This window comes from Acinetobacter sp. 226-1, from assembly GCF_030329325.1.
Classification (GTDB): Bacteria; Pseudomonadota; Gammaproteobacteria; order Pseudomonadales; family Moraxellaceae; genus Acinetobacter; species Acinetobacter sichuanensis.
The window spans coordinates 1-14,022 of sequence record NZ_JACANU010000022.1 but is presented as its reverse complement, the minus strand read 5'-3'; the positions used below and the strand labels follow the sequence as shown (position 1 = coordinate 14,022).

Annotated in this window: 17 protein-coding genes; 7 read left to right on the top strand and 10 right to left on the bottom strand. The window is 40.0% G+C overall.

Features of this window, described 5'->3' with window-relative positions; translation table 11 throughout:
* Positions 1 to 51 precede the first annotated feature (51 nt).
* The 5 genes from HX124_RS17140 to HX124_RS17120 all read left to right on the top strand — a co-directional run bounded on the left by HX124_RS17140 (position 52) and on the right by HX124_RS17120 (position 3,571).
* Positions 52 to 984 carry an IS5 family transposase gene (locus HX124_RS17140; RefSeq protein ID WP_086374392.1) on the top strand — a complete coding sequence of 311 codons (933 nt, stop codon included), beginning with the start codon at positions 52 to 54 and terminating at the stop codon, positions 982 to 984.
* A 75-nt stretch (positions 985 to 1,059) separates the two neighbouring features.
* The gene (gene aph(3'')-Ib, locus HX124_RS17135; RefSeq protein ID WP_001082319.1) at positions 1,060 to 1,863 is read left to right on the top strand and encodes an aminoglycoside O-phosphotransferase APH(3'')-Ib; all 804 of its coding nucleotides are present in this window, start codon (positions 1,060 to 1,062) and stop codon (positions 1,861 to 1,863) included.
* The gene (locus HX124_RS17130) at positions 1,863 to 2,699 is read left to right on the top strand and encodes an aminoglycoside O-phosphotransferase APH(6)-Id (RefSeq protein ID WP_000480968.1); all 837 of its coding nucleotides are present in this window, start codon (positions 1,863 to 1,865) and stop codon (positions 2,697 to 2,699) included. The genes aph(3'')-Ib and HX124_RS17130 overlap by 1 nt, the downstream gene beginning before the upstream one ends.
* Before the next feature lie 220 nt (positions 2,700 to 2,919).
* Positions 2,920 to 3,276, top strand: a complete 357-nt coding sequence (locus HX124_RS17125; protein WP_004967307.1) for a type II toxin-antitoxin system RelE/ParE family toxin — start codon at positions 2,920 to 2,922, stop codon at positions 3,274 to 3,276.
* The gene (locus tag HX124_RS17120) at positions 3,269 to 3,571 is read left to right on the top strand and encodes a helix-turn-helix domain-containing protein (protein WP_001140620.1); all 303 of its coding nucleotides are present in this window, start codon (positions 3,269 to 3,271) and stop codon (positions 3,569 to 3,571) included. The genes HX124_RS17125 and HX124_RS17120 overlap by 8 nt, the downstream gene beginning before the upstream one ends.
* An 81-nt stretch (positions 3,572 to 3,652) precedes the next feature.
* Here HX124_RS17120 and HX124_RS17115 read toward each other — a convergent pair whose 3' ends face one another.
* The gene (locus tag HX124_RS17115) at positions 3,653 to 3,928 is read right to left on the bottom strand and encodes a DUF6966 domain-containing protein (RefSeq protein WP_004967304.1); all 276 of its coding nucleotides are present in this window, start codon (positions 3,926 to 3,928) and stop codon (positions 3,653 to 3,655) included.
* A 200-nt stretch (positions 3,929 to 4,128) separates the two neighbouring features.
* Here HX124_RS17115 and HX124_RS17110 point away from each other — a divergent pair, with 200 nt between their 5' ends.
* The gene (locus HX124_RS17110; RefSeq protein WP_015060246.1) at positions 4,129 to 4,740 is read left to right on the top strand and encodes a recombinase family protein; all 612 of its coding nucleotides are present in this window, start codon (positions 4,129 to 4,131) and stop codon (positions 4,738 to 4,740) included.
* Positions 4,741 to 4,929: 189 nt separating this feature from the next.
* Here the strand turns inward: HX124_RS17110 and HX124_RS17105 are convergent, their stop codons facing one another.
* The 8 genes from HX124_RS17105 to HX124_RS17070 all read right to left on the bottom strand — a co-directional run bounded on the left by HX124_RS17105 (position 4,930) and on the right by HX124_RS17070 (position 12,196).
* On the bottom strand, positions 4,930 to 5,814 hold the full coding sequence (locus tag HX124_RS17105) for an Mph(E) family macrolide 2'-phosphotransferase (protein WP_000155092.1): 885 nt from the start codon (positions 5,812 to 5,814) through the stop codon (positions 4,930 to 4,932).
* Between the two features lie 55 nt (positions 5,815 to 5,869).
* On the bottom strand, positions 5,870 to 7,345 hold the full coding sequence (gene msr(E), locus HX124_RS17100) for an ABC-F type ribosomal protection protein Msr(E) (RefSeq protein WP_000052512.1): 1,476 nt from the start codon (positions 7,343 to 7,345) through the stop codon (positions 5,870 to 5,872).
* A gap of 492 nt (positions 7,346 to 7,837) precedes the next feature.
* The gene (gene nadS, locus HX124_RS17095) at positions 7,838 to 8,110 is read right to left on the bottom strand and encodes a NadS family protein (protein ID WP_000369781.1); all 273 of its coding nucleotides are present in this window, start codon (positions 8,108 to 8,110) and stop codon (positions 7,838 to 7,840) included.
* On the bottom strand, positions 8,103 to 8,423 hold the full coding sequence (locus tag HX124_RS17090; protein ID WP_000897307.1) for a type II toxin-antitoxin system RelE/ParE family toxin: 321 nt from the start codon (positions 8,421 to 8,423) through the stop codon (positions 8,103 to 8,105). Before HX124_RS17090 ends, nadS begins: the two co-directional genes overlap by 8 nt.
* 109 nt (positions 8,424 to 8,532) lie before the next feature.
* On the bottom strand, positions 8,533 to 8,976 hold the full coding sequence (locus HX124_RS17085) for a selenium binding protein (RefSeq protein ID WP_286384317.1): 444 nt from the start codon (positions 8,974 to 8,976) through the stop codon (positions 8,533 to 8,535).
* Positions 8,977 to 9,195: 219 nt separating this feature from the next.
* On the bottom strand, positions 9,196 to 9,813 hold the full coding sequence (locus tag HX124_RS17080; protein ID WP_026040226.1) for a plasmid replication DNA-binding protein: 618 nt from the start codon (positions 9,811 to 9,813) through the stop codon (positions 9,196 to 9,198).
* Positions 9,814 to 9,889: 76 nt separating this feature from the next.
* Complete coding sequence (gene repM, locus HX124_RS17075; protein WP_004763517.1) at positions 9,890 to 10,789, bottom strand: replication initiation protein RepM; 900 nt, start codon at positions 10,787 to 10,789, stop codon at positions 9,890 to 9,892.
* A gap of 651 nt (positions 10,790 to 11,440) precedes the next feature.
* Positions 11,441 to 12,196: a hypothetical protein gene (locus HX124_RS17070; protein ID WP_005175443.1), complete on the bottom strand. Its 756-nt coding sequence runs from the start codon at positions 12,194 to 12,196 to the stop codon at positions 11,441 to 11,443.
* 222 nt (positions 12,197 to 12,418) lie between these two features.
* On the opposite strand from HX124_RS17070, the gene HX124_RS17065 reads away from it, so the two are divergent.
* A complete protein-coding gene (locus HX124_RS17065) occupies positions 12,419 to 13,702 on the top strand; it encodes a MobA/MobL family protein (protein ID WP_068911102.1) in 1,284 nt (427 codons plus the stop codon).
* On the opposite strand, the gene HX124_RS17060 is transcribed toward HX124_RS17065, so the two are convergent.
* Complete coding sequence (locus tag HX124_RS17060; RefSeq protein WP_086374389.1) at positions 13,686 to 13,865, bottom strand: hypothetical protein; 180 nt, start codon at positions 13,863 to 13,865, stop codon at positions 13,686 to 13,688. The genes HX124_RS17065 and HX124_RS17060 overlap by 17 nt on opposite strands.
* Positions 13,866 to 14,022: the final 157 nt, after the last annotated feature.

Genomic DNA, 14,022 nt, shown 5'->3' with positions numbered 1-14,022 from the left:
TTTGTTGCACAAACCTATCTGTAAAGGCTTTTTCAGCGATATAATTTTCAAATGAAGAAGCCTACACACAAAATCTACCGCACAACCAATTGGCCCGCATATAACCGAGCACTCATGAGTCGCGGAAATATTGCCATTTGGTTTGATCCTGCTACGCAATGGTATGCTCCATCAAAAGGCAAACAAGGGCGAAATCAAACCTACTCCGACGCAGCTATCCAATGCTGCTTAATGATTAAATCCTTATTTCGTCTTTCTGTATGCATGGTGACTGGCTTTGTCCAAAGCTTGATTAAACTTTGCGGATTAGATTGGACAGCTCTGGATTATTCAACCATTCGCAGAAGACAAAAGCATATTGATATTCAAATTAGCTATGAAAAGAGTTGCAATGGACTGCATCTACTCGTAGACTCTACAGGCATGAAGTTTCTAGGTGAGGGCGAATGGAAACGCAAGAAACATGGAGCTGAATATCGTCGCCAATGGCGTAAACTACATATTGGTATAGATGCCAAAACCCTACAAATACGCGCTATTCAGCTCACAACCAATAATGTCAGTGATTCACAGGTGCTTGGTGATTTACTTAATCAGATTCCACAAGATGAGCAGATTGACTCTGTTTATACCGATGGAGCTTATGACACCAAGCAATGCCGTCAGGTCATTGCAGATCGGCAAGCGCATGCGGTGATTCCACCTAGAAAAAATGCGAAACCATGGAAAGATACAAAGAGTAGCTCGCTAGAGCGAAATGAATTACTTCGAACAGTTAAACATTTAGGCAGGACATTATGGAAAAAATGGTCAGGCTATCATCGCCGCAGTTTGGTGGAAACCAAGATGCATTGCATCAAATTATTAGGCGATAAATTAATGGCAAGAAGCTTTCCTAGTCAGGTGAATGAGATCCATGCACGTGTAGCAGTCCTTAACAGATTTACGGAATTAGGTCGCCCACTTACCCAAGTTACGCCTTAAATTTGGATCAATTAGGGGCGCTTTGCATTTCAAATCTTTGTGCAACAAAGCCTCAGAAAACTGAAGGAACCTCCATTGAATCGAACTAATATTTTTTTTGGTGAATCGCATTCTGACTGGTTGCCTGTCAGAGGCGGAGAATCTGGTGATTTTGTTTTTCGACGTGGTGACGGGCATGCCTTCGCGAAAATCGCACCTGCTTCCCGCCGCGGTGAGCTCGCTGGAGAGCGTGACCGCCTCATTTGGCTCAAAGGTCGAGGTGTGGCTTGCCCCGAGGTCATCAACTGGCAGGAGGAACAGGAGGGTGCATGCTTGGTGATAACGGCAATTCCGGGAGTACCGGCGGCTGATCTGTCTGGAGCGGATTTGCTCAAAGCGTGGCCGTCAATGGGGCAGCAACTTGGCGCTGTTCACAGCCTATCGGTTGATCAATGTCCGTTTGAGCGCAGGCTGTCGCGAATGTTCGGACGCGCCGTTGATGTGGTGTCCCGCAATGCCGTCAATCCCGACTTCTTACCGGACGAGGACAAGAGTACGCCGCAGCTCGATCTTTTGGCTCGTGTCGAACGAGAGCTACCGGTGCGGCTCGACCAAGAGCGCACCGATATGGTTGTTTGCCATGGTGATCCCTGCATGCCGAACTTCATGGTGGACCCCAAAACTCTTCAATGCACGGGTCTGATCGACCTTGGGCGGCTCGGAACAGCAGATCGCTATGCCGATTTGGCACTCATGATTGCTAACGCCGAAGAGAACTGGGCAGCGCCAGATGAAGCAGAGCGCGCCTTCGCTGTCCTATTCAATGTATTGGGGATCGAAGCCCCCGACCGCGAACGCCTTGCCTTCTATCTGCGATTGGACCCTCTGACTTGGGGTTGATGTTCATGCCGCCTGTTTTTCCTGCTCATTGGCACGTTTCGCAACCTGTTCTCATTGCGGACACCTTTTCCAGCCTCGTTTGGAAAGTTTCATTGCCAGACGGGACTCCTGCAATCGTCAAGGGATTGAAACCTATAGAAGACATTGCTGATGAACTGCGCGGGGCCGACTATCTGGTATGGCGCAATGGGAGGGGAGCAGTCCGGTTGCTCGGTCGTGAGAACAATCTGATGTTGCTCGAATATGCCGGGGAGCGAATGCTCTCTCACATCGTTGCCGAGCACGGCGACTACCAGGCGACCGAAATTGCAGCGGAACTAATGGCGAAGCTGTATGCCGCATCTGAGGAACCCCTGCCTTCTGCCCTTCTCCCGATCCGGGATCGCTTTGCAGCTTTGTTTCAGCGGGCGCGCGATGATCAAAACGCAGGTTGTCAAACTGACTACGTCCACGCGGCGATTATAGCCGATCAAATGATGAGCAATGCCTCGGAACTGCGTGGGCTACATGGCGATCTGCATCATGAAAACATCATGTTCTCCAGTCGCGGCTGGCTGGTGATAGATCCCGTCGGTCTGGTCGGTGAAGTGGGCTTTGGCGCCGCCAATATGTTCTACGATCCGGCTGACAGAGACGACCTTTGTCTCGATCCTAGACGCATTGCACAGATGGCGGACGCATTCTCTCGTGCGCTGGACGTCGATCCGCGTCGCCTGCTCGACCAGGCGTACGCTTATGGGTGCCTTTCCGCAGCTTGGAACGCGGATGGAGAAGAGGAGCAACGCGATCTAGCTATCGCGGCCGCGATCAAGCAGGTGCGACAGACGTCATACTAGATATCAAGCGACTTCTCCTATCCCCTGGGAACACATCAATCTCACCGGAGAATATCGCTGGCCAAAGCCTTAGCGTAGGATTCCGCCCCTTCCCGCAAACGACCCCAATATGAAAAACCCCGGCAGGATGCTGGGGTTTTTTATTGCCTATCATTTCTCATTTGCAAAACAAGCATAATGCTCCTAAAATATAGACTATAATCTATATTTTGGTTGTGGTATGTGGATAGTCATTACGACAGATCTATTTAATGAATGGCTTGAACAGCAAGACGAATCAACACAAGAGAAGGTTCTGGCTGCCCTAGTTGTTCTACAGCAGCAAGGACCAAGTTTAGGCCGCCCTTTAGTAGATACTGTCTATGACTCTAAATTTACCAACATGAAAGAGCTTCGTGTTCAACATCGAGGTAAACCACTGAGAGCTTTCTTCGCATTTGATCCTTTACGACAGGCTATTGTTCTATGTATTGCTGATAAAGGCAGTAAAAAGCGTTTTTATAAAGACATGCTGGATATTGCAGATGAACAATACCAACTTCATCTCACCACCCTAGGAGATAAATCTAATGGCTAAGACTCTGCAAGAATTGTTAGCTAGCCGCTCTCCAGAGAGCCAAGCCCGTATTCAAAAAATGGCAGATGAATTACTGCTAGAAAATCAGCTTCATCTTATTCGTGAAGAACTTGAAATCTCTCAAAAGGAACTTGCTGAAACTTTGGGAATAAAACAGCCATCGCTTTCAGCAATAGAAAATCGTGGCAATGATCTTAAGATTTCAACCATGAAAAAGTATGTTGAGGCAATGGGCGGGAAGCTCCGTATTGATGTAGAGCTTCCAACAGGAAAACATATAGGATTCAATGTTTAACAATAAAAATGGGAGCTAAAGACTCCCATTTTTAGATTCGTATAATCGCCATTATGTTAAATTAGCGATATTAAGAATAATTTAGCTTTCGCAAAAAACATATAATTTACTTCTTAAGTAATCCAAACGATTGTTTTCTTTGATAAGTGGATCACCATTGCGATATAAAACGATATCATCCATTGATCCCATTCCTCCAATGGTACTTTGTATTTTATATTTTGCGTATTCTAGATCATCATCAATATAGAACAGTATTCTTTTATACATTTCTGCCCAATGTTCTAAATTCTGTTCTTCAAACAATTCTATTAGTTCTTGAATTGTTGATTTTAAATCTTCAATTTTATTTTTCATAAAAGTATTTTTTAAGATTCTCTAAAATTAACATAATACACGTTATACGAATTCCCAAGGCATGGCTTTTAGTCATGCTTTTTTTATCAAAAGACTATACCTGAATGATAGCGAGCCAAATCGCATACAATATCTATCATTAGACTTAATGCAATAATTAAATGATAGTATTATCATTAATCTAATAGAATTAAGATTAAATGATAGAAATGAATACACGTATTTATCTACGAGCTTCAACTAAAGATCAAGATGCAGAAAGGGCTTTGCAGATTCTTCAGGATCTAAACCAAAACTTGAATTTGGGTGAAACCATTGTGTACGTGGAAAACTATAGTGGTACGAAGTTAGACCGACCTGAATTGAATAAGCTACTGTCAGAAGCAAATCAAGGTGACACATTGTTAGTTGAAAGTATTGACCGCTTATCACGCCTAACCCAACGAGATTTTCAAGAGCTGAAGCGCAGGATCCAGGAGAAGGGACTTCGTTTAGTCGTAGCAGATCTTCCTACTACCTACCAAATGATTCAAACCAGTGACAGCATTACTCATTCAATCTTGGAACTCATCAACAATATGTTGATTGATCTTCTGGCAACAATGGCCCGCCTAGACAATGAGAAACGTATAGAACGTATTAAGCAGGGCCTGGCACGTTCGGGTTACAAACCAACAGGCAAGAAGGCAAATGAGGCTAAACATAAACGAATAAAAGAATTGCTAGTAGTTGGCAATATGACTAAGGAAGAAATTGCCAAAGCAGTGAATTGTGGAGTTGCAACTGTCTATCGAGTTGCTAAAGTTATCTAAAAGAGGCTTATCTCAACGCGCCCCCAATGGGGCACCGCTGCATTCAGGTTACTTCACATAAGAAATTTTATGTTAAATGATTGTTAGAAATGCCCCTTGATCGAGGCATTTTCTATAAAGAATACTAAAAACTAATTAAAGCCAACCAAGTTTCAAAACAAGGCAGTTCTCAGCAATCATATTTTTAAATTATATAACTCCCAACTGAGCTTTTGCTCCAACGATAAGGCTTTCATTTTGAGTTTCTAAGGCAAATAAACCATACATCAAAGGAGAGGCCGCTGCTCTTTCTAAAGTCTGTTCATATAGTTTATTCCAAACTTTACCCCCTAGTTTTTCATACTCGATGATTAGAGTTTTGAGGCTTTCTTCTCCAAACAAAGTTACATGCCCAGCAAAATCAATCGCTGGGTCATCTATATGGGCTGTTGACCAATCAATAACGCCTGAAACAGCTCCATCCTTTGAAGCTAGTACATGCCCAGCATATAAATCGCCATGTATAAATTGGGTGAAATCTGCCCATAGAACATCATTATCCAACCATTTTCTGTAGCGGGTTTCCAATTGCTCACTTATACCAATTTCAGATTTTACTAACTGCAAATTGTTTGCTATTTCAGGTCTTAAATCTGAAGGTTTCATAATTTTCAAATCATTTTCCCGAACTTCTTTTTCAGGAATACTATGGATTTCAAATAAGGTTTTTGCCAAAGATGTTATGTATTTCGGGCTATCTTTGTCCATATTCCAAATTATTTCATAGGTTTCAGCATCCAAATTTAAAACAGGATTATCTTTAAGTATGGGATAAGCCACTAATTCTGTAGATGAAATTCTCCAATCAGGAACCTCTACAGAAAGATGTTTTTTTACCAATTCTAAAATGCGTTTTTCTTTCTTGATTTGTTCCCTCATGCCATCACGACGAGGAATACGCAGCAACCATTGTTGCCCCTTTGTATCAAGAGCAAAAACGACCTTAAAATCAATGCCCATTTCATTGAAATTCATTTTGTCCGTAAGCAACAAGCCGTGTGCTTCAGCAAGTGATTGAATATCTTGAATTGTCATTTTTAATTTCCTTTAAAGAGTTCAATAATTAATGTTCGGATTAGATTGGCTATCATTAACAATCTCTCTCAAAAGTCTTGATGATTTTGTGGTCTTTGATCTCGTAGATAATGTCAGCAATATTATCGACCAATTGCTTGTCATGAGATACGAAGATAATAGTTCCTGCATAGGACTTCATCATTGTTTCTAATGCGGCAATACTTTTTAGGTCAAGATAGTTTCCTGGTTCATCCATAAGCAAAATATTATATTTTCCTAAAAGCATTTTGGATAAAAGCAGTTTGATGATTTCACCTCCCGATAAGTCGGATAAGTTTTTTTGAATATCATTCGCTCCGATCCCCATTGAAGCCAATACTGCACGAATTTCCGCAACTGTGTACTCGCACTCTTCCTGCATAAAGGAGAGCACAGATTTATGCGTGTTAAATTTATATCCTGTTTGTGTAAAGTAGCCAATTTCAGCTTTTGGAGATATGGTTAATCCATCAGCACGTTCTGATATCATTTTTAACAAGGACGTTTTCCCTGTTCCATTCGATCCAGTTATAGCGACTTTAGCGCCAAGCGGTATTATAAAGTTAGCGTCATCAAAGATAGTACGGCTACCAAATTTTAAGCTCAGACCATCTGCCGTAATCGGGAACTTATTGTGCAGTTCTAGGGCTGAACTTTGACGAAAACGAATAGAACGCAAATGCTCTGGTGCTTGAATATCTTCTAATGCAGCCAAACGCTTTTCCATACTCTTAGCTGCCTGATACAGTTTTCTTTGCTTGGTGCCAGTCATTTTTGCATGCCCAAGTCGTCCAGCACTTTCGGTAGAGTTTTTGGATTTTTCTCCTTTTTTCTTATTGTCTAATCGATTAGCTTGCTGGCGTTTTTCTTGCACAGCAGATTCTAATCGCTCCCGTTCCTTCATCATCAGCTCATATTCTACGGCTTGGTGTTGTCGCTCTTCTTCTTTTTGACGCAAGTAATCCGAGTAACCACCCCAATATTCCGTAATTTTACCGTCTTTTAACTCCCATATCTTGTCTACAACCATATCAAGAAAATATCGGTCATGACTGATAACAAGTAATGCTCCATCAAATGCTTTAAGTTGACCAATAAGTAGATCTATTCCATTGAGATCAAGGTGGCTGGTTGGTTCATCCGCTAGAATGCCATGTACTTGTTGGGAAAATGCGGCAGCAATTTTTGCACGAGTTTCCTCTCCGCCACTCATTGTGTCGTTTTGTACATTGGAAACACCAAGGCGAGATAACATTGCCCGGTCTTCGACCGTTTCTATTTCGATTCCGCCCAGTTGGCTGATATGTGCAAAATCACCAAAACGCTGTAATGTCGCTTCGGCTAAAACAATTTCGCCATTAAGTACTTTGAGTAAACTACTCTTTCCTGCTCCGTTATCACCCACAAGACCAATACGGTCATAAGAGTGAATTTCCAATTCATCAATATCCAAAACATCACGCCCAGCATAATCCAAGCGTATGTTTCTCGCTTTAATAATTAAACTCATTTTTATTTACTCCTGTTTAGCTCTTGAAATTTTTTATGCAGCAAACAGGATTTAGGTGAAAACAAAAGCTAGCATCACAGTGTCCTCCCAAAAAAAAAGCTATTCATCCACAGGGTGGACAAATAGCTAGTCAATTAAGTTATAACTGGAAACTATGCACTAAAAGCATACTTATAAATTAAGCATACTTTTACTTTATATATCCGCATATATTCTTAAAGACACAACAAAAGCCCACCATTATAAAATAGTGTCACTATGCAAATAGTTGTGTCTTAACGAATGCGGATAGAATGCATAAACTTACCTAAAAAATAAAATTCAGTTTTATGATAACTTTACTGTTAAAAGAAGTCTAGACAACCTTGTTTTATGCTTGGATATAAGGCTTATTTTAAAATAATAGTAGTGAAGATTTTCTAAAATTAACATAATACACCTTATACGAAATAAAAATGGGAGCCTTAAGCTCCCATTTTTTAAGTAATTTTTTCAAATAAGGCTTGGGTGAGCATCTAAAATTCGAATCAATGTAGCTGCTGGTCCAGTTGGATAGCGTCGTCCCTGTTCCCAATTTTGCAGGGTACGGGGGCTAATATGTAGACGTGCAGCAAATTCATTTTGGCTCAAGCCAGTTTTTTCACGTACTTCTTTAATATCAGGCAATTCGAGTTCTGTAACTCGGCTTGCTTTAACTTCTTTACGTTTGATAGCTCCAGCTTCTTTGATTGAAGCAACCAAGTCATCAAATAAGTTGTTATCCATGAAATTGCTCCTTCACGAGTTGGTGCAGAATGGCGGTTTCCTTATCTGTTAAATTATCTTTTACTGATTTTGGATAAGCCACTAAGAAAAAGATCTGATCATCCTCGGTGACCCAATAATAAATCACCCGTATCCCACCACTTTTCCCTTTGTTACCTTGAGCACAACGTACTTTGCGAATACCACCGCCATTCTTGATTAGGTCACCTCTATCAGGCTGTACCAAAAGATCTTGCTGAAGTTGACGATATTCCTCATCAGATACAAGGTCTTTAATTTGCTTGGTAAAGATGCTGGTTTCAATAAATAACATGGACTCTTTATACGTCAATGGCGTATTTGAATTTTAGCAGTTTCCATAACAAAAAACGAGAGCTGGTAGATCTCGTTTCGCATAACAGCCATTATGTTAAATAGAGCAACTAGAAGCCTCTAAATTGATGCAATTTAGTTGCAAGTTCTTCATTCATCTTTATGAATTCCATTAAATATTCTTCAGTAAGTATCTCTTGTGTTCCATCTTTATGCTTAGTTGCTAGCATTTGATTATCTGGATCATCAGTAGTACCTGCTGGAGCTGTAATTTGAAAGCTATGTACTATTCGATTTCTTCTATCAACAATAGTACTAAAAAGTTTTGCAATAGTATCGTCAGAATTGGCAGTGATCGTCTGTTCAATATCATCATTAAGCCGACCTGATACTTTGTCTATAAGTTTATGCCATTCATATTGACCAGTCTGATCTACTCTTAAGATGTTTTCGATCACAAAGCTATTATTTGAATTAAATACGCAAATAGCCGTTCCTATAAGTTCTCTATATTTTTTTGATGGCAAAGCTTGACGTGTGTAATTCTCATACATGTTATTAATTCCTAAATTTAATTTTTTAAAGATTTCCTAAAATTAACATAATACACGTTATACGAAATGTGTTATAATTCTCTTTAGAAATCAGTGCAGTAGGTTTCCATTTTTAGCCCTTCTATACCTAGATGGGCTTTTTTTATGATTTTTCACGTTCCACGCTTATTATTTGATCAATGTTTCACGACTTTGTTCATATCAGTTAAACAATCGTAGTTAATCATAGGGTCTAAAAAAACGGCTCCAAAAGCCCCTTTTCTCCGGTTCCTGGTCAATGTGCTCCGGTACTGGAATCCGCTTATTTTCCACCTGCTCCGGAGTAGTCAATCCGTCATCTTTCGGCTGAGTTTGGATCTCTACTTCTACAGGAGTTTCTCTTGGTTGAGTAGTCAATACATCATAGTTCGACTCACTTTTTGACCTAGTATCTGTTGCTATATCTAATTTTGGGTCGATAGAACTAGTTGTATAAGCTTTTGGAGCTTCTAGTAGGCGTTGTATTGCTTCAATTTGCTCATCTTTAACGTGTAACTGATCATTCTTAGCTTTTAGTTCCTCACGTTGGAACTGCTCACGCTCATGAGCCTGTTCAAGCTGTTTTTGAAGCATGTAAACCTGCTGTTCTAATAGGTGAACTTCTGACAACTTTCGTGTTTCGGTTGTCTGTGAACTGTTTACATTTCTAGAAGGTTCACCAAAGACTCGAATAGCTTCGGAAAGATCAATTTTACCGTCACTATTTTTACTTAAATTACCTTTATTAACTTGCTTATAAATGGCTTGACGAGTTATTCCATAGAGATTTGAAAGCTCAATAACAGATAGTGATTTCATCTTGTAATTTTGGTTGTCCATTATGTGAACTAAAATACATTAACAAACAGTCAACTGCTACATACACAATCGACCTTTATGCCTTAAAGCCTAAATTTTTAAGATGAGGAATAAGTTGTTTTTGTTTTATTGGATCTCGCAGCATATCTTTAATTTTAATAGCTAAGTCGTCATAACTTTCACCTTGTTGTGCTAGGTGAGATACTTCATGTAAGCGTGAAAGCTGATTACCGAACATATTAATTTGTGAATCTGTCAATTTATAAAAATTATTCTGTTCGGATTTATGCTCAATACTTTTTGATTTTTCTTTAAACGTGAAGTGAATGTGTGTGACTTTTCGACCTGTCTTTATTTGCTCGTAAGATACATTTAAAGGGCTATGTTCATTGATTTGAACTACAGCAGTATCAATAACCCATCTCTTTAAATCAGCAGACAATGGATATCTTTTCCCTAACTCCAACATACTTCTTAGAGATTCGATGGAAATCTCTCGTTTTCCTATGGAACGATATTGGCTTAGTAGCTCATAAATACGAATAGCATATGCGCTACTCATACCAGCAATATCAGATAGCGAATACTTAGTGAATTCACGGCTTAGATTAGAAATGAACGGCAAAATTTCTTTAGAAAACCGAATTCCTACAACGCTTTTACTTTCTAAAAAGCGTATGGATTGAATCCATCTCATTTTGATTGACTCATCATCAATAGCTAAATTAATTGATCTGTCATATAAGCGGTTTACACCATCTTTTAGATCTCTATAAGCTGTTTTTTCATGAACCCCAAGTTTTTTTAAATCATCAATAGTTACGCGATAAATTTCATCATCTGTAATATCTTCAGCCCGACTAATCTTACTAATAGCTGCTAAGACAATCCGTTGTTCTGTTGAGCTGAGTTGATATGAAGCCTCAATTACTTGATTTGATTTAACTACTAATTCTTTTTTAGATGTACTCATCATTTTTAATTCGATAAACTAACTATGAGTAATATAATTCTCTCATATTTGGTAGTCAATCCCTCATAGTTAAGTAGTCAATCCCTCATAGTTAGTAGTCAATCCCTCATAGTTAGTAGTCAATCCCTCATAGTTAGGAGCTGAAAGCCTTTCTGTTAAAGCCTTTCAGATAGCCTAAAAGATTTAAAAGATTTAAAATATATTAAAAAGGAAAGAATGAAAAATTGCCCTATGTTTTCGCTACGCTCAAACTCTATTGAATCTCGCTATCGCTCGATTCTTGGGGCAATTTTTAGTAAATCTCGTTATGACTTTAAAAAAAGCACAAACAATTCGGAATTCGCTTCGCTTATAGTGCTTTTTTTACTCGCTTTCGCTCGTTCTAGAATCAAATTTTGGCATTTGATTTACGCTCTTTTAGATTTCACATACTAAAAAACAGTTTTTCAAAGAGTCGAAGCGCGAATTTTAGTTATGCCGCTCGTAGACACTCGCTCGGTATATACCTTCTAGGTATATTGTGAGTTTTGAAATGGATCTTGATTTGTATTTTTGCAAAATAAGCTAAATGCTCTTGTTTTGCGATTACAGCCACTTTATTGATTTAGACGTAGCTAACTCAAAAATTGGTTTAAAAGTGGCTGTAATCGCATTTTATTGCGGTTTTAAGTGACTATCTGCTTCAAAGATATAAAGTTCTGTACCGTGGTCATCATATTCACATAATCCTTCAATAACTTTGATAAACAATTCTCTGCTTCGAAAGTAGTTTTCAGTTCTTGGATGAATATATTGATAAAGCGTGGTGTTACTGACCATTCTGAAAAAATTTTGGTTATTGACGATGGTATTTTTAACTTTTTCTGGATCTATATTTTCGGTTGATAAATTAAGTTTGTTCCAGGCGGCTAGTACTGCTCCACCTAAAGCATATTTGAGCTGATTTTCTGCATTACGTTTCTTTTGGGCGTCTGTCAGTTCTTTATGACTTTTTTGCAAAATTTCGCGCTTGTGTTCATTCTCCAGCCGGATCCGGTTTTCCAAGGCTGCTTTTTCAATTTTCTGGTAAGACTCCAGGGCACGATCCAGGCGGAAGAAATTATCCTGATCCATTTCCTGTGTCAGTAATGCCAGAATTTCTGTTTCGTTGGCCAGAAGGGGCTGCTGGTTTTTATCCTTTAGCTTGATCTGTTCAATGAGGGCCTGTCTTTTTAAAAACTGGTTTTTATCACGGTCTGCAGCTTTCAGTAGATTGAGCTGTTTGTCATTGAAGATGCCATTTGCTTGTTGAAGCAAGGTCAAAGCCTGCTGCTGGTTTTTCTTGAGGAAAGGGAGATTTTTAAGGAACTGCTGTAATGTCATGAGGTCATTTGAAGTGAGTATTTTCGCAGGTCTTCCACGGGCCGCCATCGCATTCTCCAGCATAAAATGGGTGAGGTTTTTGTGTTTTCAGTTTAGCATAGGCCGGCACGGGAAGAATTAAAAAAAATGTGGGAACATTTTTTTTAATTCTTAAGCTCGTTTCCGTGTTTCTAATTCGATATAATTACTACGCAATTATATCGAATTAGAAACACTCCTCCTCGTGCTCCGCAGGCTCTGCGAGGCCCCGGCTAAAAATGAAGGTGATATATGTTCTATTGCAACCTTGAACACACCGCAAAAAAAGCGATAAAGACACGATCAGGAAAAATCAAAGATGGCGCCACAGCCAAGAATCGCTTTCATTACATCACCCGAACGTCACACTTTAAAAGTTATAAGGAATCGGTTTCTGAGCACATTGAGTTTGTGAAATCCGGGAATTTACCCAGTTTTGCCGAGGGAAAACCGGCTGAATTTTGGCAGGCTGCAGATGTATATGAACGGAGTAATGGCCGAACCTGTTCCAGTCTGGTCGTGGCTTTACCCAAAGAATTAAACCAAGCGCAACGGATTGAGTTGGCTGAAGCGTTTATTACCGAGTTTGCCGACCGCTATCGTTTTCCATTTAGCTGCGCCATCCATAATCATGCGGGTTTAATTGCCGGGATTGAGCAACCGCATTTGCATCTGATGTACAGTGAACGGCATATGGATGGGATTGATCGTTCAGCCGAACAGTTTTTTAAGCGTTATAACCCCAAGGATCCGCAGAAAGGTGGTGCGCAGAAGCTCACGGCTGATGTATTGGGGATGGGCAAAGCACAGCTGCAGTTGTACCGACAGAAAACTGAAGAACTGATTAATGACAGTCTTATGCGGTATGCGCCAATGAAACAGGTTGAGATTCGAGGTATTCAGATAGAAGTGCCGAGTAGGGTGAGTTGTTTATCACACCGAGATTACAACAAGAAGTATGGAACCCAGCTGCAGGATGTCCCCGTGATGAATAAGGCGGTACGTTTTGCGTGTGAGAATGAACCTGAGTTGTGGGCCAAACAACAGCATATGATTGAAGAAATTCAACGTATTCGCGCTGAAAATCGTTATGAGCAGTATCGTTCGTTTTATGAGGCTGAATTAAAAAATCGAAAAGAGATTGAAGAACTAAGCAAGCAAGCTGAAACGCCACGTACTCGACAACAGTGGTATGCGCGAGAAAAATTATTGTTTTTACAGCAGAATATGCTGCAAACTTTATTGAAAGATCCTCAAACGACTGAACCTATAACATTGATTCAGCATGATTTACAGCGTTATATTGATCTTTTGAATACTGAATCGTTCGATCGACTTGAGAAGTTGGGATATTTAAGGGATCTCGGCCAAAACTTAGAGGGTTCAGTTATTCAGATCGCCCCTATTGATGAAGAATTAGCATTTATACAGCGACAAGTCATTGAACGTGTGCCTTTGAAAATGAGGGAAAAAGCTGTAACTTCTGAAAAAGTAAGGAATCACGATCAGGATAATGATTTTAGTCCTGGTTTTTAGGTCGATTATTTAAGGCGCGCCATTGCATCATTAGTACCGCGTCTTCTTCTTCAAAGGTAGATTCACCTGAAATCAGCCGTTCTAAACGTTCCTCACTACTTTGTCTACATGCGTCAATCGTTTTTTGATCGAAGCTATGTGCCACCTTTTGATTTTGAAGCAATGTACTATGATAAAATTAATCCGTTAGGTCAGGTGGCCTAACTTAAATAAAAAAGTCTCCGACAAACCCGGTACGGTTCAGATCACCGCAAACAGGTTACTCGCCTGGGGATTCCCTTTCGACCCGAGCATCCGTATGAGACTCATGCTCGATTATT